Annotated in this window: 25 protein-coding genes; 15 read left to right on the top strand and 10 right to left on the bottom strand. The window is 53.4% G+C overall.

Going from position 1 to position 21,090, the window contains the following annotated elements:
- A complete protein-coding gene (ytfQ, locus tag EL29_RS06540) occupies positions 1 to 957 on the bottom strand; it encodes a galactofuranose ABC transporter, galactofuranose-binding protein YtfQ (RefSeq protein ID WP_013025666.1) in 957 nt (318 codons plus the stop codon).
- A 666-nt stretch (positions 958 to 1,623) separates the two neighbouring features.
- Here ytfQ and ydgT point away from each other — a divergent pair.
- From ydgT to nth, 9 genes are all read left to right on the top strand, one after another.
- Positions 1,624 to 1,839 carry a transcription modulator YdgT gene (gene ydgT, locus EL29_RS06535; protein ID WP_014605919.1) on the top strand — a complete coding sequence of 72 codons (216 nt, stop codon included), beginning with the start codon at positions 1,624 to 1,626 and terminating at the stop codon, positions 1,837 to 1,839.
- 106 nt (positions 1,840 to 1,945) lie between these two features.
- Positions 1,946 to 2,389 carry a DUF2569 domain-containing protein gene (locus tag EL29_RS06530; protein WP_013025664.1) on the top strand — a complete coding sequence of 148 codons (444 nt, stop codon included), beginning with the start codon at positions 1,946 to 1,948 and terminating at the stop codon, positions 2,387 to 2,389.
- Positions 2,390 to 2,512: 123 nt separating this feature from the next.
- Entirely contained in the window at positions 2,513 to 3,094 is a 582-nt protein-coding gene (gene rsxA, locus EL29_RS06525) for an electron transport complex subunit RsxA (RefSeq protein ID WP_013025663.1), read from the top strand.
- Positions 3,094 to 3,672 (top strand): electron transport complex subunit RsxB, encoded by a 579-nt coding sequence (gene rsxB, locus EL29_RS06520; protein ID WP_028715092.1) that lies wholly within the window; start codon positions 3,094 to 3,096, stop codon positions 3,670 to 3,672. Before rsxA ends, rsxB begins: the two co-directional genes overlap by 1 nt.
- On the top strand, positions 3,665 to 6,109 hold the full coding sequence (gene rsxC / locus EL29_RS06515) for an electron transport complex subunit RsxC (protein WP_029571417.1): 2,445 nt from the start codon (positions 3,665 to 3,667) through the stop codon (positions 6,107 to 6,109). The genes rsxB and rsxC overlap by 8 nt, the downstream gene beginning before the upstream one ends.
- Positions 6,110 to 7,168, top strand: coding sequence for an electron transport complex subunit RsxD (gene rsxD, locus EL29_RS06510; protein ID WP_013025660.1), 1,059 nt, complete (start codon positions 6,110 to 6,112; stop codon positions 7,166 to 7,168).
- Positions 7,169 to 7,171: 3 nt separating this feature from the next.
- Complete coding sequence (gene rsxG, locus EL29_RS06505) at positions 7,172 to 7,804, top strand: electron transport complex subunit RsxG (RefSeq protein ID WP_172796946.1); 633 nt, start codon at positions 7,172 to 7,174, stop codon at positions 7,802 to 7,804.
- Positions 7,797 to 8,501, top strand: coding sequence for an electron transport complex subunit E (rsxE, locus tag EL29_RS06500; protein WP_014605923.1), 705 nt, complete (start codon positions 7,797 to 7,799; stop codon positions 8,499 to 8,501). Before rsxG ends, rsxE begins: the two co-directional genes overlap by 8 nt.
- On the top strand, positions 8,498 to 9,130 hold the full coding sequence (gene nth / locus EL29_RS06495) for an endonuclease III (protein ID WP_013025657.1): 633 nt from the start codon (positions 8,498 to 8,500) through the stop codon (positions 9,128 to 9,130). Before rsxE ends, nth begins: the two co-directional genes overlap by 4 nt.
- 55 nt (positions 9,131 to 9,185) lie before the next feature.
- Here nth and EL29_RS06490 read toward each other — a convergent pair whose 3' ends face one another.
- Positions 9,186 to 9,884, bottom strand: a complete 699-nt coding sequence (locus tag EL29_RS06490; RefSeq protein ID WP_014605924.1) for a CTP synthase C-terminal region-related (seleno)protein — start codon at positions 9,882 to 9,884, stop codon at positions 9,186 to 9,188.
- A gap of 599 nt (positions 9,885 to 10,483) precedes the next feature.
- Between EL29_RS06490 and dtpA the strand changes: the two genes are divergently transcribed.
- The gene (gene dtpA, locus EL29_RS06485) at positions 10,484 to 11,968 is read left to right on the top strand and encodes a dipeptide/tripeptide permease DtpA (protein ID WP_028715090.1); all 1,485 of its coding nucleotides are present in this window, start codon (positions 10,484 to 10,486) and stop codon (positions 11,966 to 11,968) included.
- Positions 11,969 to 12,121: 153 nt separating this feature from the next.
- On the top strand, positions 12,122 to 12,727 hold the full coding sequence (gene gstA / locus EL29_RS06480; RefSeq protein WP_014605926.1) for a glutathione transferase GstA: 606 nt from the start codon (positions 12,122 to 12,124) through the stop codon (positions 12,725 to 12,727).
- A 28-nt stretch (positions 12,728 to 12,755) separates the two neighbouring features.
- Here gstA and pdxY read toward each other — a convergent pair whose 3' ends face one another.
- The 5 genes from pdxY to uraH form a co-directional block, all read right to left on the bottom strand.
- The gene (pdxY, locus tag EL29_RS06475; protein WP_013025653.1) at positions 12,756 to 13,616 is read right to left on the bottom strand and encodes a pyridoxal kinase PdxY; all 861 of its coding nucleotides are present in this window, start codon (positions 13,614 to 13,616) and stop codon (positions 12,756 to 12,758) included.
- A gap of 56 nt (positions 13,617 to 13,672) precedes the next feature.
- Complete coding sequence (gene tyrS, locus EL29_RS06470) at positions 13,673 to 14,947, bottom strand: tyrosine--tRNA ligase (protein ID WP_014605927.1); 1,275 nt, start codon at positions 14,945 to 14,947, stop codon at positions 13,673 to 13,675.
- A 137-nt stretch (positions 14,948 to 15,084) separates the two neighbouring features.
- The gene (pdxH, locus tag EL29_RS06465) at positions 15,085 to 15,741 is read right to left on the bottom strand and encodes a pyridoxamine 5'-phosphate oxidase (protein ID WP_015700385.1); all 657 of its coding nucleotides are present in this window, start codon (positions 15,739 to 15,741) and stop codon (positions 15,085 to 15,087) included.
- Between the two features lie 23 nt (positions 15,742 to 15,764).
- On the bottom strand, positions 15,765 to 16,079 hold the full coding sequence (locus EL29_RS06460; RefSeq protein ID WP_013025650.1) for an MliC family protein: 315 nt from the start codon (positions 16,077 to 16,079) through the stop codon (positions 15,765 to 15,767).
- A gap of 303 nt (positions 16,080 to 16,382) precedes the next feature.
- Entirely contained in the window at positions 16,383 to 16,802 is a 420-nt protein-coding gene (uraH, locus tag EL29_RS06455; protein WP_028715089.1) for a hydroxyisourate hydrolase, read from the bottom strand.
- Between the two features lie 230 nt (positions 16,803 to 17,032).
- On the opposite strand from uraH, the gene EL29_RS06450 reads away from it, so the two are divergent.
- The 4 genes from EL29_RS06450 to ycgZ all read left to right on the top strand — a co-directional run bounded on the left by EL29_RS06450 (position 17,033) and on the right by ycgZ (position 18,853).
- Positions 17,033 to 17,266 carry a YgdI/YgdR family lipoprotein gene (locus tag EL29_RS06450; protein WP_014605928.1) on the top strand — a complete coding sequence of 78 codons (234 nt, stop codon included), beginning with the start codon at positions 17,033 to 17,035 and terminating at the stop codon, positions 17,264 to 17,266.
- 31 nt (positions 17,267 to 17,297) lie between these two features.
- Complete coding sequence (locus EL29_RS06445; protein WP_014605929.1) at positions 17,298 to 17,525, top strand: YgdI/YgdR family lipoprotein; 228 nt, start codon at positions 17,298 to 17,300, stop codon at positions 17,523 to 17,525.
- Between the two features lie 585 nt (positions 17,526 to 18,110).
- A complete protein-coding gene (locus EL29_RS06440; RefSeq protein WP_028715088.1) occupies positions 18,111 to 18,380 on the top strand; it encodes a hypothetical protein in 270 nt (89 codons plus the stop codon).
- A 233-nt stretch (positions 18,381 to 18,613) separates the two neighbouring features.
- Entirely contained in the window at positions 18,614 to 18,853 is a 240-nt protein-coding gene (ycgZ, locus tag EL29_RS06435; protein ID WP_014605931.1) for a regulatory protein YcgZ, read from the top strand.
- Positions 18,854 to 19,025: 172 nt separating this feature from the next.
- Here ycgZ and EL29_RS06430 read toward each other — a convergent pair whose 3' ends face one another.
- The 3 genes from EL29_RS06430 to hchA all read right to left on the bottom strand — a co-directional run bounded on the left by EL29_RS06430 (position 19,026) and on the right by hchA (position 21,010).
- The gene (locus EL29_RS06430; protein WP_013025644.1) at positions 19,026 to 19,229 is read right to left on the bottom strand and encodes a hypothetical protein; all 204 of its coding nucleotides are present in this window, start codon (positions 19,227 to 19,229) and stop codon (positions 19,026 to 19,028) included.
- Positions 19,230 to 19,382: 153 nt separating this feature from the next.
- Positions 19,383 to 20,024, bottom strand: coding sequence for a TetR/AcrR family transcriptional regulator (locus tag EL29_RS06425; protein ID WP_014593623.1), 642 nt, complete (start codon positions 20,022 to 20,024; stop codon positions 19,383 to 19,385).
- 140 nt (positions 20,025 to 20,164) lie between these two features.
- Positions 20,165 to 21,010 carry a glyoxalase III HchA gene (hchA, locus tag EL29_RS06420; RefSeq protein ID WP_015700389.1) on the bottom strand — a complete coding sequence of 282 codons (846 nt, stop codon included), beginning with the start codon at positions 21,008 to 21,010 and terminating at the stop codon, positions 20,165 to 20,167.
- Positions 21,011 to 21,090: the final 80 nt, after the last annotated feature.

Below are 21,090 nucleotides of genomic sequence, written 5' to 3'. Positions count from 1 at the left end.
TTAGTAACCCATGTTCTTTTTCTTATCTAACTCGGCCTGCGCGTCAGCAGGTAAAAAGAGTTTTGATTGCGTTCTGATAATTTTTGGCGGCAGCGTGCCGTCTTTTTTGAATTTTTCCAGCGCGTCAAACGCCGGGCCTGCCATGTTTGGCGTTAATTCCACGTTTGCGTTGGCTTCGCCTGCCAGCATGGCTTTATAGATATCAGGTACACCGTCAATCGAACCGGTCAGGATGTCTTTACCCGGTTTCAGGCCGGCCTCTTTGATGGCCTGAATGGCACCGATGGCCATGTCATCGTTATGGGCGTAAACCATGCAAATGTTTTTGCCGTTATTCTCTGCTTTGATAAAGCTTTCCATGACTTCTTTACCTTTACTGCGGGTGAAGTCGCCAGACTGAGAACGGATGATTTTGATATTAGGATGACCGCTAATCGCTTCGGCAAAGCCTTTTTTGCGGTCGATGGCGACGCTGGCGCCTACCGTGCCTTGAAGTTCAACGACGTTACACTTCTTGTCGCCCACCGTTTTCACCAGCCAGTCACCGATAAGCTTACCTTCCAGCACGTTATCTGCCGTTACGACAGCCTGGTACAGCGAGTTGTCTTTCACCACAATGGCGCGATCCAGCAGGTAAACCGGGATTTTCGCGTCTTTAGCTTCTTCTAATACCGGCTCCCAGCCCGTCTGAACCACTGGTGCGATAAAGATGGCATCAACGCCCTGCGCAATAAATGAACGCACGGCCTTGATTTGGTTCTCTTGTTTTTGTTGTCCATCGGCAATCTTCAGATTGATGCCGCGTTTTTTGGCTTCGCTTTTTGCCACATTGGTTTCAGCCGAGCGCCAGCCGGATTCCGAACCTACCTGTGAGAATCCCACTGTCATTTCCGCCGCTAACACTGAGCCACTTAATGCGGCGCTGACCAGCGTGGTCAGGAGTAAACGTTTCCACATAGTTTTTATTCCTCTGAAGGGCGTTTGCTGTATAGGGTAAAGTGCCCATTAAGACTGACGTAAAAAAAAGTAAATTAGGGCGACACGCTTCACAAAATCGAGCGATTTAAAGGAGTTACGCGTTTCATGAGGGGGCATTTCATCAGGGGTTATGGACAAAACGCCTGTGTGTTTTTTCAACATATGATAAATAAATGTAATAAACAGAATCGTTTAAGTGTGGCCCAGTTGAAAACGATTACAGGGAGGCGTACAGAATGAGTTACGGCAATTATTCGGCGACAAAAAGTGCATTTTGTGATTTCCAGCACATCCCTACAGGGCCCTGTATATCGAATGAAACGATTCCGCTATAAGCCTTTGTTGAGGGTTTACTGACGTTCTCTTCATCTGACGCGGGAAACGGGAATTAATGGCAGTCGATTCGTACATATAAACAAATAAAAAGTTACCTGGTCTGATCAACCCAAACAACATACGCCCTGTACAGCACCTGACCTGATAACGGCGGCGACGTTTACTGTGCAAGAAAATGATGAAAAGGGTTGTTTAGCGATCAATCTCTCGTGATTGTCTGATTTTTGCTTTTTTTAAGTGGCAGAACTGGACACGGCCGGGTGTCTCCCTATACTTGGCATTCTTTCCCATCCATCCGTTACGATAAAAATGACTGCGCACGATTATCTTTTAAAATTCCGTAAAGTGAATAACCTCGACAGTCTGGAAAAACTCTACGACCATCTGAATTATTCCCTTTCTGACAACACCGATATCATCAATATGTACCGGGCTGCAGATCATCGTCGCGCAGAGCTGGTATCCGGTGGTCGTCTGTTTGATCTGGGCTGCGTACCTAAATCGGTATGGCGCTACGTGGTATAATTCTAAGCTTCAGAATATTGTCTGAAAGCGCTTAGCCATAATGTTTCCCTTCTGTCTTAACATGCTATTCTGAGCCGCTTCTGACATTGAGACAGGATTAACCGCAATGAACACACAGGATGCCGCACCCCGAATTGGTGGCTGGCTTTTAGTGCCGCTGGCATGGTTGCTGATGACGCTGCTCACCACGGCGCTGGTGATGGCCATGTATCTGACACCGCTGTTTGATACACAATGGCGCGCCACCCTGTTTAATCACAGTTCGCTCGTCACCACCTACTGGGCCATTTCGCTTTTCACCGCCACCGCGCTGTGGGCTTACAGCATGTGGGTTGTGTGGATTTTCTTTAAGCGCTCTTCCCGGCTGCCCCGCCACTATATTGTCTGGTTGCTGATTACCGTGCTGCTGGCCCTGAAAACGTTTGCTTTTACGCCGGTTTCTGACGCCCGGGCGATTCAGACGTTACTGCTGTCTCTGGCGGCAGCGGCAATTTTTGTGCCTTATTTCAAGCGTTCAGCACGGGTAAAAGCGACGTTTACTCAGCGGTGAGGCCAAAATTATCGCTAACAGTTTAATCCTGAGTGCGGTTGTCCGTAGACAATGTTGTGTCACAGTTGTGATACAGCGTTTTATCAATGATAATAAGCCGCTTTCTGGTATTCAGGCGAAAAAATGACCGATTATCTCCTTCTCTTTGTGGGTACTGTGCTGGTGAATAACTTCGTTTTGGTGAAGTTCCTCGGCCTGTGTCCCTTTATGGGCGTTTCCAAAAAGCTGGAAACGGCGATTGGCATGGGCCTCGCCACCACATTTGTTATCACACTGGCCTCTATTTGTGCATGGCTGGTGAACCATCTTATTCTGGTGCCATTGGACTTAGTGTACCTGCGCACCATGGCCTATATTCTGGTGATCGCCGTGGTTGTGCAGTTCACCGAAATGGTGGTGCGCAAAACCAGCCCGTCGCTTTACCGACTGTTGGGTATTTTCCTGCCGCTGATTACCACCAACTGCGCGGTGCTGGGCGTTCCCTTGTTGAGTGTTAACCTCAACCACACCTTCCTGCAGGCGGCGCTGTATGGATTCAGCGCCTCGCTGGGCTTCTCGCTTGTCATGGTGCTGTTTGCCGGTATGCGTGAGCGCCTGGTTCTGGCAAACGTGCCTGCCCCGTTCAAAGGAAACTCGATTGCGCTGATCACCGCAGGCCTGATGGCACTGGCGTTTATGGGCTTTACCGGTTTGGTGAAATTCTGATGAGTGCGATTTGGATAGCGGTTGCGGTATTAAGCGCCCTGAGCCTTGTGTTTGGCGCCCTGCTGGGTTACGCCTCACGACGCTTTGAGGTTGAAGAAGATCCCATTGTTGAGCAGATCGACGCTGTTCTTCCGCAAAGCCAGTGCGGCCAGTGCGGTTATCCTGGCTGTCGTCCTTATGCCGATGCGGTGGGCAATAACGGTGAAGCCATCAACAAATGTGCGCCCGGTGGCGAACAGACCATGCTGAAGCTGGCAGCTCTGCTCAACGTTGAGCCGCAGCCGGTTGATGGCGACGAAGAAGCCAAAGCACCCGTGCGCACCGTGGCATGGATAGATGAAGCGAACTGTATTGGCTGCACGAAATGTATTCAGGCCTGCCCGGTTGATGCCATCGTTGGCGCAACACGCGCCATGCACACCGTGCTGAGCGACGTGTGTACGGGCTGCGACCTGTGTGTCGCGCCTTGTCCTACCGATTGTATTGAGATGCGTCCGGTTGCCACCACCACGGCCAACTGGAAATGGGATCTTGAAACCATTCCTGTTCGGGTGATCCCGGTAGAGAGTCATGCTTAATCTGCTAAATTTTTTTAAAAAAGAGAAAACCTGGGATTTTCAGGGCGGCATTCATCCGCCTGAAATGAAAACCCAGTCTAACGGTACGCCGCTGGCCGAGCTGCCGCTGCCGCACCGGTTTATTATTCCGCTGAAACAGCATATTGGTCATGAAGGTGAGATCTGCGTATCGCCGGGCGATCGCGTACTGCGCGGTCAGCCACTGACGTTTGGCCAGGGCAGAATGCTGCCGGTGCACGCACCGACGTCCGGCGTCATCGAGGATATTGCCCAGCACATGACGGCTCACCCTTCGGGCCTGTCAGAGCTGTGTATTTTCCTGACGCCGGATGGTGAGGACCGCTGGATGCCGCTGGAACCGCTGCCGGACTACCGTCAGCATGAACGAGCCGTCATCCTGAAACGCATTCACGATGCCGGCATCGCCGGCCTGGGCGGCGCAGGCTTCCCGACCGCCACTAAGCTGAAAGGCGGCCTGCGGGGCGTTAAAACGCTGATTATCAATGCCGCCGAGTGTGAGCCCTATATCACCGCTGACGATCGGCTGATGCAGGATTACGCAGCCGAAGTGCTGGAAGGCAGCCGGATTCTGGCCTGGGTCTTACAGGCAGATCGCGTTTTAATTGGCATCGAAGATAACAAACCTGAAGCCATCGCCGCTCTGAAGCAGGCGCTGGGCGGTGAGCGCGATCTCCAGATTCGCGTCATTCCCACCAAGTATCCTTCGGGCGGTGCCAAACAGCTCACCAAAATTCTTACCGGTATGGAAGTGCCGCACGGCGGACGCTCGACGGACATTGGCGTGCTGATGCAAAACGTCGGCACGGCCTGGGCGGTTAAGCGCGCCATCATTAATGGCGAGCCCATCACCGAGCGCGTGGTCACGCTGACAGGTGAAGCCATCGCCCAGCCACGTAATGTGTGGAGCCGGTTGGGTACGCCAATCAGTCATCTGCTTCATCAGGTCGGTTTTCATCCCTCGCCACGCCAGATGGTGATTATGGGCGGCCCGCTGATGGGCTTTACCCTGCCGTCACTGGATGTCCCGGTGGTTAAAATCACCAACTGTATTCTGGCACCGTCCAGCACGGAAATGGGCAACGACGAGCAGGAGCAGTCCTGTATTCGCTGCTCTGCCTGTGCTGATGCCTGCCCGGCTAAGCTGCTGCCGCAGCAGCTTTACTGGTACAGCAAGGGCGGCGATCATGATAAAGCCCGTGCGCACCATATTGATGACTGTATTGAATGCGGTGCCTGCGCCTATGTTTGTCCCAGCAACATCCCGCTGGTGCAGTATTACCGCCAGGAAAAAGCCGAGTTGCGGGCTATCGATCTGGAAGCCAAACGGACGCTGGAAGCGAAAGCACGGTTTGAAGCGCGTCAGGCACGACTCGAACGGGAAAAACAGGCACGTGAAGCACGCCATGCAGAGGCGAAGCAGCGCGTAGCGCGCAGCGACAGTGCTGAACTGGCTGCGGCTCAGGCACGTGCGAAAGCAAAATCTGGTGGAAACGAAGAGGCCGTCGCCGAGGCTCGCCATGCTCAGGCTCGCTTGCGCCAGGCTGAAGCCCAGTCGGAAACCCAGGCACTGAGCCGCCAGACGACCGATCCACGCAAAGCGGCGGTTGAAGCCGCTATTGCGCGTGCTAAAGCAAAAAAATCAGCCGTTCCGGACGCGTCTGAAGAGGTGGCGGAGGATCCACGCAAGGCCGCCGTAGCCGCCGCCGTGGAACGTGCCAGAGCGAAGAAAGCCGCGCAGGCCGCCAGCGCTGAAGGTACTGAGGATGTGCAGCCCGCCCCGCCGGAGGATCCACGCAAGGCCGCCGTGGCCGCCGCCGTGGAACGTGCCAGAGCGAAGAAAGCCGCGCAGGCCGCCAGCGCTGAAGGTACTGAGGATGTGCAGCCCGCCCCGCCGGAGGATCCACGCAAGGCCGCCGTGGCCGCCGCCGTGGAACGTGCCAGAGCGAAGAAAGCCGCGCAGGCCGCCAGCGCTGAAGGTACTGAGGATGTGCAGCCCGCCCCGCCGGAGGATCCACGCAAGGCCGCCGTGGCCGCCGCCGTGGAACGTGCCAGAGCGAAGAAAGCCGCGCAGGCCGCCAGCGCTGAAGGTACTGAGGATGTGCAGCCCGCCCCGCCGGAGGATCCACGCAAGGCCGCCGTGGCCGCCGCCGTGGAGCGTGCCAAAGCGAAGAAAGCCGCCGCCGCCCTGGCTCGCGCGGAGGACGCTTCCCGCGATGCTGCACTGGCTGCAACAGAGGCGCACCGTGACGTCGAGCAGGCGGAAATGGCGCAAGAACAAGCCAATAATGCGAATGCTGAAGCCGAACAGGCGCCGGAACTTGAGCACCCTACTGACGCGCGCAAAGCCGCTATTGCGGCTGCTATCGAACGTGCCAAAGCGCGTAAAGCGCAATCGACATTGACACCTGAGGACTAAATGGCTTTTCGTATAGCAAGTTCACCTTATACCCACAACCGGCGCAGCACCGGCAACATCATGATGCTGGTGGTGCTGGCTGCACTGCCGGGCTTTGCAGCGCAGTGTTATTTCTTTGGCGTGGGCACGCTGTTGCAGGTGATTCTGGCCTCGGTAACGGCGTTGCTTACCGAAGCGGCCATCCTGCGTTTACGCAAAAGCCCGGTTGCTGCCAATCTTGCGGATAATTCAGCCCTCTTGACGGCCATTCTGCTGGGAATCAGCATCCCCTCTCTGGCGCCCTGGTGGCTGGTAGTGATCGGTACAGTCTTTGCGATTGTGATCGCCAAGCAGCTTTACGGTGGACTGGGACAAAATCCCTTTAATCCGGCGATGGTAGGCTATGTGGTGCTACTGATCTCGTTTCCGGTACAGATGACCAGTTGGATGCCGCCGGACGCGTTACAGATGATTAAACCGGGGATGCTCGATTCACTCAGTATGATTTTTACCGGCCATACTCTTGCGGGCGACACGATGCAGCAGCTGCAGCTCGGTGCCGATGGCGTCAGCCAGGCCACGCCGCTCGATACATTCAAAACCGGCCTGCGCGCGGGCCACAGCGCCGCGCAACTTCTGGCACAGCCCATTTACAGTGGTGTGCTCGCGGGTCTCGGCTGGCAGTGGGTTAACCTGGGTTATCTGGTGGGCGGTCTGTTCCTGTTATGGAAAAACGCCATTCGCTGGCATATCCCGGCTGCCATTTTGCTGTCGCTGGCCTTCTGCGCAACGCTGGGCTGGCTGTTCTCGCCCGCTACGCTCAACAGCCCAGTGATTCATCTGTTCTCAGGTGCCACTATGCTTGGGGCATTTTTTATTGCTACCGATCCGGTCACCGCTTCGACGACCGACCGTGGTCGTTTACTCTACGGTGCGCTGATTGGGCTGCTGATCTGGTTAATTCGCAGCTTCGGCGGATATCCGGACGGCGTTGCTTTCGCTGTATTGCTGGCTAATATATGCGTACCGCTGATTGACTATTACACTCAGCCGCGTGTTTACGGCCATCAAAAGGATTAAATGATGCTGGACACGATACGCAAAAATGGCGTGACGCTGGCGCTGTTTGCCGCCATTACGACCGGCGTGACGGCTATAGTGAATACGGTCACTAAGCCAACCGTTGAGCATCAGACGCAACTGCAGCAGAAAAATTTGCTGGACCAGGTGGTGCCGACCGATATGTACGACAACCACATTCAGCAGGAATGTTACGTTGTCACTAATGCGGCGCTGGGTAACACCAATCCTCACCATCTTTATCTGGCACGTAAAGGCAACCAGCCTGTTGCCGCGGCGCTGGAAACGACGGCACCGGACGGCTATTCCGGCGCGATACAGATGCTGGTCGGGGCTGACTTTAACGGTAAGGTGCTGGGCGTCCGCGTGATTGAACATCATGAAACGCCCGGTTTAGGCGATAAAATAGAACTGCGCATTTCTGACTGGATTAACAGCTTTAATGGCAAAGTGGTAACAGGTCCGGATGATAAAGCGTTTGCCGTTAAAAAAGACGGTGGCGAATTCGATCAGTTCACTGGCGCCACGATTACCCCACGAGCCGTCGTGAATGCCACCAAACGTACGGCATTATTAATTGAATCCCTGAAAGGGAAACTCTCTTCGTTACCCGAATGTGGAGACGCAAATGAGTGAAGCTAAAAACCTGCTGGTAGGCGGGCTGTGGAAAAATAACTCGGCGCTGGTACAGCTGCTGGGCCTGTGTCCGCTGCTGGCGGTGACCGCCACCGCCACCAATGCGTTGGGGCTGGGGCTGGCCACCACGCTGGTGCTGACCCTGACCAACAGCTTTATTTCCGCCTCGCGCCGTTGGGTGCCCTCGGAGATTCGCATCCCCATTTACGTGATGATCATCGCGTCCGTGGTGAGCTGTGTACAGATGCTGATTAATGCTTATGCCTATGGCCTGTATCAGTCGTTGGGCATTTTTATTCCGCTTATCGTGACCAACTGTATCGTGGTAGGCCGTGCCGAGGCCGTCGCATCGAAAAGCAGCATCCCTCTTGCAGCCCTTGATGGTTTTGCCATTGGGATGGGCGCAACCTGCGCAATGGTGGTGTTGGGTTCCCTCCGTGAAATTATTGGCAGCGGGACGCTGTTTAACGGTGCAGACCAGCTGTTAGGCCCGTGGGCAAAAGCATTAAAAATTGAGGTGATTCATCTGGATTCACCGATGCTGCTGGCGATGTTACCACCAGGCGCCTTTATTGGTCTGGGCATGATGCTGGCGGGTAAATACCTGATCGATCAAAAAATGAAGCAGCGTGCTGTGCGCCGTGCTGAAGAGCAGGCGCTGGCTGCACCGCAAGGCAATACCGGAAAAGCCGTGTGAACCAGACAAAGCGTACCGAGATCCTCAGCCGTTTGCAGCAGGCTAATCCTCATCCTACGACCGAGCTGCAGTTTAGCTCGCCGTTTGAATTATTGATTGCGGTTCTGCTCTCTGCCCAGGCCACCGACGTCAGCGTGAATAAAGCCACCGCAAAGCTCTACCCGGTCGCGAATACGCCCGCTGCGATGCTGGCGCTGGGCGTGGACGGTGTGAAGGAATACATTAAAACGATCGGACTGTTCAACAGCAAGGCTGAGAATGTCATCAAAACCTGCCGCATTCTGCTGGAACAACACGGCGGAGTGGTGCCCGAAGATCGTGCAGCCCTGGAAGCGCTGCCCGGTGTGGGCCGTAAAACGGCAAACGTGGTGCTCAACACCGCCTTTGGCTGGCCCACCATCGCAGTGGATACCCATATTTTTCGCGTCTGCAACCGGACAAATTTCGCCCCCGGCAAGAATGTCGAGCAGGTCGAAGAAAAACTGTTAAAGGTTGTGCCTAAGGCATTCAAAGTGGACTGCCACCACTGGCTGATTCTGCACGGTCGCTATACCTGTGTGGCCCGTAAGCCGCGCTGTGGCGCCTGTCTGATTGAGGACCTGTGCGAATACCCGGATAAAGTGGAATAACGCGAAGGTGTTGTCTGATAAAGCCTGTGAACACACAGGCTTTTTATTTTCTGATCTAACGCTGATCCAGAGCCGCCTGCATCCAGGCAATCACCAGCGGAGAATCCTTATCCTGTAAGGCTGCACGCTCGGACTGGAAGAGCGTGGCGACGTAAAAAGGATGATCGGTCAGTTCTATGCCGCGTACATCGCCATTGAGATCCCAGGCGGTGATACGCAAATTGTTGCCTTCCAGCGCTGCACTGAAGTCCGGGTTAACGCCAAAGTTGCAGTGATAGCCTTCATCGCTGGAGAGGCTGTCGTAGGCGGTGGCAATACGTGAACCGGGTTCAAATGTCACCTCACCGCGCTGCTCCACCAGCGAGCAACTTAACGGCGCAATCACCATCCGCCCTTCATCGCTGGTTTCTGCATGATTCGCATCATGCCAGCCCAGTACGTGACGTGCATAGTCGATAACGGCATACTGAAAACCGCCACAGGAACCCAGAAAAGGTTTTTCCCCTTCCCGTACCCAGCGCAGCATACTGAAGACGCCCTCATCATTTTTATAGGGACTTCCCGGCACCAGCCATACGGCATGGCTTTGCCTGATGGCGGTTAAATCGCCCAGCTCAGGTGTTGGGATCCACTCAGGTTCAATATCGATAGCAAGATGGGCAGCGGCACGGGAAAGCGCCAGGGGAATAGCCTGATGCGCAACGGCTTCCGGACGATAGTCGCCGACTAACGCGAGACGTAAAGGTAACGGCATAGCAAAATTCCTCTTAACGAAATAAGGATGCTACGGCAGGGGGCAACGGATGTCGAGTCCCGAAGTGCGGCTCTGTCGTGTCTCCCACCCGATACAGCGAAGCGCTACGGGCACGCCGTACCCAGATAAGCTTTTTTCTCTGCCTGAATTAACAGGCAAAAATGTGACCTTAATCAATCTTTTTACGCCTTTGGTGGAGATTAACGTCATAATACGCAGACTATTTCATCAAATCGGCGTCAAAACCTGCTTTATAGCCAGATTGTCCTGAGAAAATATCACTTTCCGTTGTAAAGCTCGGCGTAACGCCGCTTTAGTAGTTAATGTCATTATTAACACTCCTGCAACCCCACCGCGACGTCATTACTTCACATAAACGCTTAAAATCAGAATTAAATTCCAACTAATAATATTTATTTAGGTTTTAACGCCACACGATCGCTTTCCGGCAGAAGGTAGAAAACGCTTGCCCTGTCGCCTTTATTCAGCCAAATTAGTCGCCGTTTTTCCCATCTAATAAAAATCTGGCCCATGGTCTGATCACATGGCGCGGACTTAATTCCTGTCGCGACACAGGATATGAAATAACAGAGGTACAAGTGTCAACTGCAAACAAACACACCGACGAGGCCGTCAGCCTTAACGCGTTCAAACAGCCCAAAGCGTTTTACCTGATCTTTTCTATCGAATTATGGGAACGTTTTGGTTACTACGGCCTGCAGGCCATTATGGCGGTTTACCTGGTGAGACAACTGGGGATGTCGGAGTCCGACTCTATTACCCTGTTCTCCTCATTTAGCGCCCTGGTATATGGCCTTGTCGCCATCGGTGGCTGGCTGGGTGACAAAGTCCTCGGGACCAAACGCGTCATCGTTCTTGGCGTGCTGGTTCTGGCAATAGGTTATGCCCTGGTGGCCTTCTCGGGCCACAACGTCAGCATCGTTTATGTTGGTATGGCGACCATTGCCGTGGGAAGTGGCTTGTTTAAAGCTAACCCCTCTTCGCTGCTCTCGACGTGCTATGACAAAGACGATCCCCGTATTGATGGGGCCTTCACCATGTTCTACATGTCCATCAATATCGGTTCGCTGTTTTCAATGATGCTGACTCCGTGGTTAGCGGAGAAGTACGGCTACAACGTGGCGTTTTCGCTCTCGGTTGTCGGCCTGGTCATCACGCTGCTTAACTTCCTGTTCTGCAAACGCCTGGTGAAAGACTTCGGCTCTAAACCGGACTTTGCCCCACTACAGTTCGGCAAACTGTTGATGACCCTGGTGGGAATCGTCGTCCTGGTCGCCCTGGCAAACTGGATGCTGCACCACCAGTCAATCGCCCGCATGCTGTTAGGCGTGATAGCGTTAGGTATCTTTGTCATCTTTGCCAAAGAAGCCTTTGCCCTTCACGGCGCAGCCCGTCGTCGTATGATTGTTGCGTTCCTGCTGATGGTGGAAGCCATCGTGTTCTTCGTGCTCTATATGCAGATGCCAACGTCGCTTAACTTCTTTGCGATTCGCAACGTTGAGCACAGCATTTTGGGTATCACCTTTGCCCCTGAGCAATTCCAGGCGCTGAACCCGTTCTGGATCATGCTTGCCAGCCCGATTCTCGCCGCCGTCTACAACAAGCTGGGCGATAAACTGCCCATGCCGCACAAGTTCGCCATCGGTATGGTGCTGTGTTCCGCAGCCTTCCTGGTGTTACCGGTCGGCGCGAAGTTTGCCAGCGATGCGGGGATTGTGTCTGTTAACTGGCTGATTCTCAGCTATGGCCTGCAGAGCATTGGTGAACTGATGATTTCCGGTCTTGGCCTGGCGATGGTGGCGCAGCTGGTTCCGCAGCGTCTTATGGGTTTTATCATGGGTTCATGGTTCCTGACGACGGCGGGCGCTGCGGTCATTGCCGGTAAAGTGGCAAACCTGATGGCCGTTCCTGAAAACGTTACCGATCCGCTGATCTCCCTGGCCACCTACGGCAGAGTTTTCCAGCAGATTGGTATCGCGACGGCGGTCATCGCCGTGCTGATGCTGATTACCGCCCCTCTGCTGAACCGCATGACTCAAGATACGGCAGCAGACAAAGCCTGACTGACGTCATGACTTTTCACGAAAACCGGGCCTGCCCGGTTTTTTTTGTTTTTGTCGCCGATCAATGCCTCGCACATTCCTGCGCCTTATTACTGGCAATTCCGCGCCATGAGATTACTATGCAAACACGATTCGCAACATGGTGGCCTCATTATGAAACTGTTTTGTAAAGCTGGTGCCTGTTCCCTTTCACCGCATATCGTCATGCGTGAATGTGGTCTGGACTTTACGCAGGTTAATGTTGATCTGCAGACTAAGCTCACCGAGCGCGGTGAAGATTTTCGCCAGATCAACCCCAAAGGTCAGGTGCCGGCCCTGCAGCTGAGCGATGGGAATGTATTAACGGAAGGCGCGGCGATTGTGCAGTATCTGGCCGATCTTAAACCCGATCGTCACCTCCTGGCCCCGGTGGGGAGCCTGACGCGTTATCACACCATTGAGTGGCTCGGCTATATCAGCAGCGAGTTACACAAAAGCTTCTCTCCCCTGTTTCGCAACGATGCGCCTGAGGAGTACAAAGCGTTGGTGCGCCGCCAGCTGGAGGCGAAATTTGCCTGGGTAAACGATGAGCTTAAAGACAAACAGTGGCTGATGGGCGTGCACTTCAGCGTCGCGGATGCCTATTTATTTGTGGTTACCCGCTGGGCAAAAGCGCTGAACCTGGATTTGGCCGCGCGGGACCACCTGCAACACTGGTTTGAACGCGTTGCAGAGCGGCCGTCGGTTCAGGCCGCGCTCAAAGCGGAAGGACTTAACTGATACGATGAGGGCCGTAACCGGCCCTTTTTTACAGCTTCTCAGCGGGGAAGACGTGCGTCGGTCGGACAATGGCATCCTGAGCGGCAACCAGTTGCAGTTCATACTCGCCCATCTCATGCGTTTTCAGCATCACTTCATAGACCGCAGCAGTGACGTGTTCCAGCGCCGCCTGCAGCGACAGCCCGTGCAGCAGATCGACCAGCAACAAGCCACTGGTCAGATCGCCCACGCCCACCGGTTGACGAACGCCAAAATCCACCAGCGGACGGCTGATGTGCCAGGCTTCACCGGCGGTCACCAGCAGCATCTCAAACCGATCGCTGCGGCGCCCTGCGCGCGCCAGGTGCTTAATCAGCACGACTTTCGGCCCCTGGCTAATCAGCATACGTGCCGCGTCAACCGCCGTTTCTACGCTGGTTACGCTGCGTTCGCTGAGCATTTCCAGCTCCAGCAGGTTGGGGGCGATGATATCGCTGGCGGGAAGCGCCAGTTTGCAGTGGAACTCCGCCACGCCGGGTGCAACGATGCAGCCCTTTTCCGGGTGCCCCATAACCGGATCGCAGAAATACCAGGCTTCCGGGTTCGCGGCTTTTACCTGGCGCACGATTTCCAGAATGTTTTCGCCCTGCTCGGCCGAGCCCAGATAACCGCTGAGTACCGCATCACAGGTTTTCAGGCGGTCAATATCGGCAATGCCTTTGACGATATCGGTTAAGTGCGTGGCCGGCATCACGGTACCGGTCCAGTGGCCATATTGCGTATGGTTAGAAAACTGCACGGTATTCAGCGGCCAGACGTTCACACCCATACGGCGCATCGGGAACTCTGCCGCCGCGTTGCCCGCGTGACCAAACACCACGTGCGACTGAATTGCTAAAACGTTTTTCACTTTTTTGCCCTGTAGTGCCTTGCCATAAAAAAGGGCCGGAAACCGGCCCTGAAAGGTTACTGCCAGTTAATCAGGCAGTAATGCTTTTTACCGCGACGCAGCAGCGTGAAGCGGTTGAACAGCTTATCGCTGTCACTGAAACGGTACTCAGCATCAGACTGCTTTTCACCGTTCAGCGACACGGCATTCGAACCAATCATGGTGCGAGCCTGACCACGTGAAGGCACCAGCTCAGCTTTGACCAGAGCCTGTTGCAGATCGTCTTCGGCACTTAGCGTGATGGTCGGCATACCATCCTGCGCCAACTGTTCGAAGTCGGCCTCTGTCATATCGCTCAGCGCGCCAGAGAACAGGCTCTCGGTGATTCGTTTCGCGGCAGCCAGCCCCTCTTCGCCGTGCACCAGGCGCGTGACCTGCTCGGCCAGCACGTACTGCGCGCGCGGCGCGGTTCCGCTGTTTTTATCTTCTTCTTCCAGGGCATGAATCTCTTCAATGCTCAGGAAAGTGAAGAACTTCAGGAAGCGGTAAACATCCGCATCTGCGGTGTTGATCCAGAACTGGTAGAACTTATAAGGACTGGTTTTCTTCGCATCCAGCCAGACCGCGCCGCCTTCGGTTTTACCGAACTTGGTGCCGTCCGATTTGGTGATCAGCGGAACGGTCAGACCAAATACCTGGTTCTGGTGCAGACGACGCGTCAGATCGATACCGGAGGTGATGTTACCCCACTGGTCAGATCCGCCAATCTGCAGGGACACGCCGTGCAGCGCATTCAGACAGGCGAAGTCGTAACCCTGCAGCAGGTTATAGGAGAATTCGGTGAACGAGATCCCCTGGTCGTCACGGTTTAGGCGCTGTTTAACGGCTTCCTTGTTGATCATCTGGTTAACAGAGAAGTGTTTACCGATGTCACGCAGGAAAGTCAGCACGTTCATATTGCCAAACCAGTCATAGTTATTGGCCGCAATCGCGCTGTTGGCGCCACAGTCAAAGTCCAGGAAGGGTGCGACCTGCGTCCGGATTTTTTCTACCCACTCACCGACGGTTTCGCTGGTGTTGAGTTTACGCTCTGCAGCTTTGAAACTGGGATCGCCAATTAAGCCCGTGGCGCCGCCTACCAGCGCAACCGGCTTGTGCCCGGCATCCTGAAAACGTTTGAGGCAGAGCAGTGGAACCAGATGGCCCAAATGCAAGCTGTCAGCAGTGGGGTCAAAGCCGCAATAGAGCGAAATTGGCCCTTGCGCCAGTTTCTCTACTAACGCGTCTTCGTCCGTCACCTGGGCGATCAGGCCCCTCTCTTGCAATTGTTGTATCAGGTTACTGCTGGTCATCACTGACTCCAAATTGATCAGGCTGCACCTATGCTGGTACACAGCTTTCCGCTGAGTTGCGGAAGGAAAAATTAAGGGCTATAGCATAAAGCGCTGACGCCTTCTGTGCCAGCGCTGATGAGGGGGAAAACGCAGTTTTACGGCGCGAGTCGGTCAATTTTCCAGCCGTCGTTATCTCGCTGATAGAGGAAACGATCGTGAAGACGATGTTCGCCCCCCTGCCAGAACTCCATCGTATTAAATTTCACCCGATAACCGCCCCAGAAACTGGGCAGCGGCACGTCACCCTGTTGAAATTTTTGCTTCAGCTCCAGAAACTTGCCTTCCAGAACGCCGCGGGCAGAGATCCGGCTCGACTGTCGGGAAACCCAGGCGCCAATCTGGCTGTCACGGGGACGGCTGCTGAAATATTTCAATACCTCCAGCGGCGACAGCTTCTCGACTTCGCCCAACACCATCACCTGACGCTCTAAAAAGTGCCAGGGAAAATGGAGGGAAATACGCGGGTTGTGACCCAGCTGCTGTGCTTTACGGCTGCCGAGGTTGGTGTAAAACACCATGCCCTGCTCATCGTAGTGCTTGAGCAGCACGATACGTTGATAAGGCTGCCCTTGCTCGTCCACCGTGGCCACCGTCATGGCGGTGGGATCGGGCAGTTGCGCCTCACAGGCCTGCTTTAGCCAGCTTTCGAACAGCGCCAGCGGATTATCGGGTAGATCCTTGCGACGCAGCCCACCTCGCGTATATTCACGGCGCAGATGGGCAATAGTTTGTAGCATGTCACTGTCACTCATGATGCACATTCACTCCGGTAACGTTAACGGGCAGGTTGCAACTCGCAATCGTTTACAACGATCTTATCATTGCGCTCAATAAAGGCGCCGTTTCCTTTGGACCAGAAAACATAGTGACCGTCGCTGTAGCGAGCGCCGGAAGCGGAAACCGTTTGTGTCAGGGTCAGCGGCTTGCCGTCCATGATAAAGCTTACCTGCTGTTTGGCATTATCCAGCGTCACGGTGAGCGGCAATGTGCCACAGCGGTAGTGTAACGTTTCTGGCGCGGGCGACGACTTGTGCATCAGGCTACAGCCCGACAGCACTAACACAGCAGCCACGGTTAATCCTTTTAACATCAGCGATTCTCCTGTACGGAAAGCAGGGCATGGGGCGTTCTGCTTGATTAGGTGTCATTGACCTTCGCCGGAGAGCCACGCGGGCGCACCGACCTGTCAGGGCAATTTAACCGATGATAGCCTGGGCATCAGCAAAAGTGTTTAAATAAGGCAGTGGAATAAAGACGAATACGGCGGGCGCGTTCCGCCACCCTGCAGGAGACGCAGGGCGGCAGGTAGAGGGTCAGCAGCGGCATGCTGCCTACGCGAAGTGCCCCTCACTGGGCCGGCAGTGACGCTGAGCAGTGACGCTGCCGGGTGAGATTAGTTACCGCGATAGGTTGAATAGCCGTAGGGACTCAGCAGTAACGGAATATGGTAATGAGGCTCGCTGCTTTCCATGTGGAATATCACCGGAATTTCCGGGAAAAAGGATTTGTGCTGAACTTTCTGGTAATAATCGCCTGTTTTAAAGACGACTTTGTAATCGCCTGTTTCAACTTTTTTCCCTGCGGGAAACAGCGCACTAATTCTGCCGTTTTTATCGGTAACACCGGAGGAAAGTTTTACCCACTTATCCTGCTCTTTATGTTCAAGGTCAACGGAAATACCCGGCGTTGGCGTGCCCGACTCCAGATTTAATACATGAACGCTCAGGGGATTTTTCATGCTGTCTGATTGTGCTGCATAAGCACTCACTGAACCCATTAATAACGCTGCGACTGCACTCATTTGCCATTTCATTGTCGATTCCTTTATTTAGTTAACCTGTTACCAAGGTTACAGAGCGCCCGATGAAATACCTAACGACAGGCGTTAAATGTGAATTTTCTGAGAGACAGGATGCTTTCCTGCTCTGTTTTAGCTATTCGCGCTATTTTCTTTTCATCATTTATGTCGTTTCGCGCTTTGGCCTGCAAAAATCTCAAAAGCGTCTATGCTGTTTAATTCAAGGTCCACTTCAAGGAGATGAAATGCATACTAAATCCTTCTCAGCCGCCGTTTTACTTGCTCTGTCCCTGGCAACGTTAGTAGGTTGCTCTTCAAACCAATCTATTAAAACATCAGACGGCCGCACGATAGTGACCGACGGTAAGCCTCAAATTGACAGCGATACGGGGCTGGTTTCTTATCGTGATGCACAAACAGGCAAAACCGAACAAATTAATCGCGATCAGATCAGCAACATGAGTGAACTTGATAACTAATTAATTCCATCATGGATATAAGGTGAAGACTATGAAGAAGACGCTGATTTTACCGCTGGCCGTTTTGATCGGCATGGCCGCATTAAGTGGCTGTACTCGTACCAGCTATGCCATTCACACTAACGATGGCCGTACCATTATTAGTGACGGCAAACCTTCTGAATCTGACGCCGGTTTACTGGGCTACACCGATGCAAACGGTGTGAAACAGCAGATTAATAAAACCGACGTTAAAGCCGTTTCAGAAGTTCCAAACTAATAAATGTGCCGCCCCGAACAGGGCGGCTTTTTTTATTGCCCGCAGCCCTGTTCTGTTTCCCCTCGCCTTATCGTCTCCCCTGCTCGTTAATACGCCGCTCACGCTCCGGTTTATTCTGATGTCAGAATCGAATGTAAACAGGGTGACGTCAGACCCGTTCTGTTTTCTGCTATCTGCTATCTGCTATCTGCTTCCAGCTTAAGGTGACTTTTCATCTTGCGTCTGACTTTTCGCCGGTCTGGCGATCTTTTTTTAACGCTTTTAGGGCCTCATAACAGGTTTATTTTACCTGCTACGATCCGAATAGTGCCGCAATTTCGGCCTTTAACTGTCAAGCACCTATCTTAATTTCAGGCCAATGACCGCGTATCTAGTGCTTTAATCACTTCAATTTCTTTCTGGAAAACCTCTCTGATTGCGCTTTTTCCCTGCTTTTTAAGAGCTTAGCGCGCTTATCACAAAGTTCACTTTTTTCACGGCTTTATTTGATAGGTAATGCCTAATGAAATTAAGCTTTCACTATGCATTTCTTTTACTAAACTAATTACTGGGTCGACGACATTCTCACTCACTCAGGAGGTGCATATGTATTTTCACGATGAAGCTACCGGCCATAAGATTATTGGTGAAGCTGCGTTGAACCTGGCCCTACAGGATGAGGAGATAACTGTGGTTTCGCTGATCCGTCAGCTGAGCGTTATGGCGGACAATGAAATCGACGACGAGCGGGTCATTCAAATCGCGGATGCCCGTAAATGGCTGAAGAGCTTTATTAACGTCGCGACACGGGAGCGGGCAGAGCTCAACTGGATGGCCGTTACTGGCCAGGTGCCTGCCAACCTGACCGAACACTAACCCTCCGGTCAGGGGTTATCCCTCTACGCGGGCGCGCTGTGCGTCCGCATTACCCCAGTCCGGCCCTGCTCTCTTCTTTGTTTTCCATTGTCAACGAGCTGTTGCAGCCTGCTTTTTCCCTCTCCGCCAGCAACCGTTCATTTTTACATCGAAATAGCTGTACAAGTTTTATTTTATTGTATAACTTTATGCTACTTTCAACTGACGACTTTTGGACCACTGCGAGAGCACCTATGCAACACAATCATCGCCTACCTCAGAGCGCCGACGATATCTCACGTTATTTTTCTGCGGCGAACCTGCCTTCACAGCAAGAGCTGCTGGGACAGATCGTTGTTGATATTTTACGCGCAGGTCAGAACGTAAACCGTAAATCTATCTGTACTAAACTGCTGCGCCGCCTTGAGCTGTCGGCAAGTCAGGAAGAAGAGCGTCTTTGTCGTGAATTGATTGGGTTGCTGTTTGGGCGGTGACACGGCAACTGACTGCCGTTATTCGGGCGGGTCATCTTTGTCAGAGCAGTAGCGGCATAACCGCTGTTACTGCTTCTGGTGCTGTTACTGTTTCTGTTGTTTCTACTACTTTTACTGTTTCTGTTGCTTCCGCTGCTTTGCAGAACCCTGTCCGGCAAATGATCCTCACACGCTAGTGAAGTTTATGCGCCAGGATGCGGATGGCCTGTTCGCAAGTCAGCCTGGTCTTTTCGCACGCCGTCTGAAGACTTTGCTGGTGCAGCGCGCTGATAATGTCCTGTACCGTCACCGCTTCTCCGGGCTGAAGAATACCTGACACAATCCTTCCTAAAAGCGCGTGTATTTCTTCACCGATCTCTGTCCTGTTTTGTTTCACGCATTTTCCTCAAACTTTACTTTTCATTTAATATTCATCCGCTTATCAAAATGGCGCTTTTCCATTCGTCCTGTTAGCGCATCAGATCTCATGCGTTAGCTGTCATCTTCGCGCTATAATTTAGGAAATATTCGCTTCCTAAATAGACAAATGTTAATCCAGTATTTTCAAGGCCAGGGCGATGGTCGCTTGCTCATTGGCAACATCGGCGACCTTGCCCGTGACGCGCATGCCAAATGCGATACGCAAAATCAGGCCTGCGGCCGTTTCAATATCAAGATCGGCGGATATTGAGCCATCGTGCTGCCCTTCTTCCAGTAATGACATCAGAAAGTGCTTATTGCGGTTGATCACCTGGGCAACCAACTGCGACAGCTCTGCGTCGAGCACCTGTAGCTCAATGGCACTGCCGACCACGAGACAGCCGGTGCGCCCTTCACCACCACGAGAGGAGTCCAGATAAAACTGCAACAGCTCGCTTAGCTTCGCGCGGCCGGTGGCGTATTGAGCCAGCCGCTCCCGCAAATCCGCATTGCGAACGGCGATATAGCGCTGAAAGACCAGCAAAAACAATGAACGCTTATCCTGGAAAGCCTTGTAGATGCTGCCGACAGAGAGGTTCATTGCTTCACCGAGATCGGCCAGCGATGCGGCATGATAGCCTTTTTGCCGAAACACAATCATTGCCTTGTCCAGAGCCTGTTCCATATTGAACTCTCTGGGCCGACCGCGTTCTCTGTGTTTACAGGCTGTAGATAGCTGGCTGTTCATGACGACCAATGTGAAAGGCGACATCTTCGGCACTGGCCGAAAACGATATGCACCCGTGATTGTATCTCAGGCGTGGATCACAAGTATACCCCGAATCCCAGCCCTGATGCAGAAGCCTGCACGAAGGCATTGCAGGCGACCGCTCAGGGCGCAGGTGCGAGCCTTTAGCGGTTAGCGTTAAGTAATGCTTCTGCAGCCAGTTTACCCAACGCATTGGCGGCAAACGGGCTGTCGCCGGTTAATACCCGACGGTCTTTATGTACGGTGCCTTTGATATCACTGTTGACCAGCGTGAGCCCCATTGCCTGAAGCTTCTCGCCAAAATACCAGGTTAAATGCCCCGGCATATAGCCGATATCGGGCGTTTGCTTATCCGCTGAATCCGGGAATGCGCAGATAGCGTAGCCGTTAAGCGGGTTTTCCCCTTTACCCAGCGCAAGAAACGCTGCCGGGCCATGGCATAGCGATATCAGATGACGATCGTTTGCCAGCGTCCAGCGAATCGCCTCTGCGACCGCCTCACTTTCTGGCAGCCCAATCAACGCACCGTGCCCCCCCGGAATAAACACACCGGCATAGTCTGAATGAGGCGTAAGTGATGCCACCACGTCGCTTAGCGTTAAAGGTGAACGGAACAGCGCCAGGCAATGGTTGTAAAATCCGACCACCACCTCATCCTGTTGGGGCATTGCCCAGTGTTCAAACTTCACCATCTGTCCGGACAGCGTGGCCACGTCAAACTGAAAGCCGGCCTGATACAGGTGGTACAGCGGCAGCAGGGTTTCAATGGGATGATTCCCGGTTGAAAACAGCGTGTCGTTATCCAGCGGCAGATAGCGCTCGTCAGCGCAGATGACCAGAATTTTTTTGTGCCCTGAGTACGGTTGCGCGTATTCAGCATCGCTCAGATCGGATTTAGGGCTGGTGAACTGGTCAAGAGAATAGGCTGACGGGAAAAACGCGTTATGTTCAGCCTGATCGGCCACTGGAGATTTACTGAGTTCTGACATGACAATGTTCTCCTTAAGGGCGAATGAATACCTGTTTCATCCTAGACCAGAAAGCCTGGTTTACGCAGAGCGGCAGCACA

The sequence above is a fragment of the Pantoea ananatis LMG 2665 genome (assembly GCF_000710035.2).
In the GTDB taxonomy this organism is placed as follows: domain Bacteria; phylum Pseudomonadota; class Gammaproteobacteria; order Enterobacterales; family Enterobacteriaceae; genus Pantoea; species Pantoea ananatis.
The sequence above is the reverse complement of the archived record's forward strand: the minus strand, read 5'-3'. Positions and strand labels throughout refer to the sequence as shown.

What these genes read in the sequence shown, in the direction of transcription:
- EL29_RS06530 (WP_013025664.1), top strand. Translation starts at nt 1,946, where the DNA reads ATGAACACACAGGATGCCGCACCCCGAATTGGTGGCTGGCTTTTAGTG.
- rsxG (WP_172796946.1), top strand. Translation starts at nt 7,172, where the DNA reads ATGCTGGACACGATACGCAAAAATGGCGTGACGCTGGCGCTGTTTGCC.
- ycgZ (WP_014605931.1), top strand. Translation starts at nt 18,614, where the DNA reads ATGCAACACAATCATCGCCTACCTCAGAGCGCCGACGATATCTCACGT.
- EL29_RS06440 (WP_028715088.1), top strand. Translation starts at nt 18,111, where the DNA reads ATGTATTTTCACGATGAAGCTACCGGCCATAAGATTATTGGTGAAGCT.
- tyrS (WP_014605927.1), bottom strand. Translation starts at nt 14,947, where the DNA reads ATGACCAGCAGTAACCTGATACAACAATTGCAAGAGAGGGGCCTGATC.
- rsxE (WP_014605923.1), top strand. Translation starts at nt 7,797, where the DNA reads ATGAGTGAAGCTAAAAACCTGCTGGTAGGCGGGCTGTGGAAAAATAAC.
- gstA (WP_014605926.1), top strand. Translation starts at nt 12,122, where the DNA reads ATGAAACTGTTTTGTAAAGCTGGTGCCTGTTCCCTTTCACCGCATATC.
- rsxB (WP_028715092.1), top strand. Translation starts at nt 3,094, where the DNA reads ATGAGTGCGATTTGGATAGCGGTTGCGGTATTAAGCGCCCTGAGCCTT.
- rsxC (WP_029571417.1), top strand. Translation starts at nt 3,665, where the DNA reads ATGCTTAATCTGCTAAATTTTTTTAAAAAAGAGAAAACCTGGGATTTT.
- EL29_RS06460 (WP_013025650.1), bottom strand. Translation starts at nt 16,079, where the DNA reads ATGTTAAAAGGATTAACCGTGGCTGCTGTGTTAGTGCTGTCGGGCTGT.
- hchA (WP_015700389.1), bottom strand. Translation starts at nt 21,010, where the DNA reads ATGTCAGAACTCAGTAAATCTCCAGTGGCCGATCAGGCTGAACATAAC.
- rsxD (WP_013025660.1), top strand. Translation starts at nt 6,110, where the DNA reads ATGGCTTTTCGTATAGCAAGTTCACCTTATACCCACAACCGGCGCAGC.
- EL29_RS06490 (WP_014605924.1), bottom strand. Translation starts at nt 9,884, where the DNA reads ATGCCGTTACCTTTACGTCTCGCGTTAGTCGGCGACTATCGTCCGGAA.
- pdxH (WP_015700385.1), bottom strand. Translation starts at nt 15,741, where the DNA reads ATGAGTGACAGTGACATGCTACAAACTATTGCCCATCTGCGCCGTGAA.
- uraH (WP_028715089.1), bottom strand. Translation starts at nt 16,802, where the DNA reads ATGAAATGGCAAATGAGTGCAGTCGCAGCGTTATTAATGGGTTCAGTG.
- ydgT (WP_014605919.1), top strand. Translation starts at nt 1,624, where the DNA reads ATGACTGCGCACGATTATCTTTTAAAATTCCGTAAAGTGAATAACCTC.
- EL29_RS06445 (WP_014605929.1), top strand. Translation starts at nt 17,298, where the DNA reads ATGAAGAAGACGCTGATTTTACCGCTGGCCGTTTTGATCGGCATGGCC.
- EL29_RS06450 (WP_014605928.1), top strand. Translation starts at nt 17,033, where the DNA reads ATGCATACTAAATCCTTCTCAGCCGCCGTTTTACTTGCTCTGTCCCTG.
- EL29_RS06425 (WP_014593623.1), bottom strand. Translation starts at nt 20,024, where the DNA reads ATGTCGCCTTTCACATTGGTCGTCATGAACAGCCAGCTATCTACAGCC.
- ytfQ (WP_013025666.1), bottom strand. Translation starts at nt 957, where the DNA reads ATGTGGAAACGTTTACTCCTGACCACGCTGGTCAGCGCCGCATTAAGT.
- rsxA (WP_013025663.1), top strand. Translation starts at nt 2,513, where the DNA reads ATGACCGATTATCTCCTTCTCTTTGTGGGTACTGTGCTGGTGAATAAC.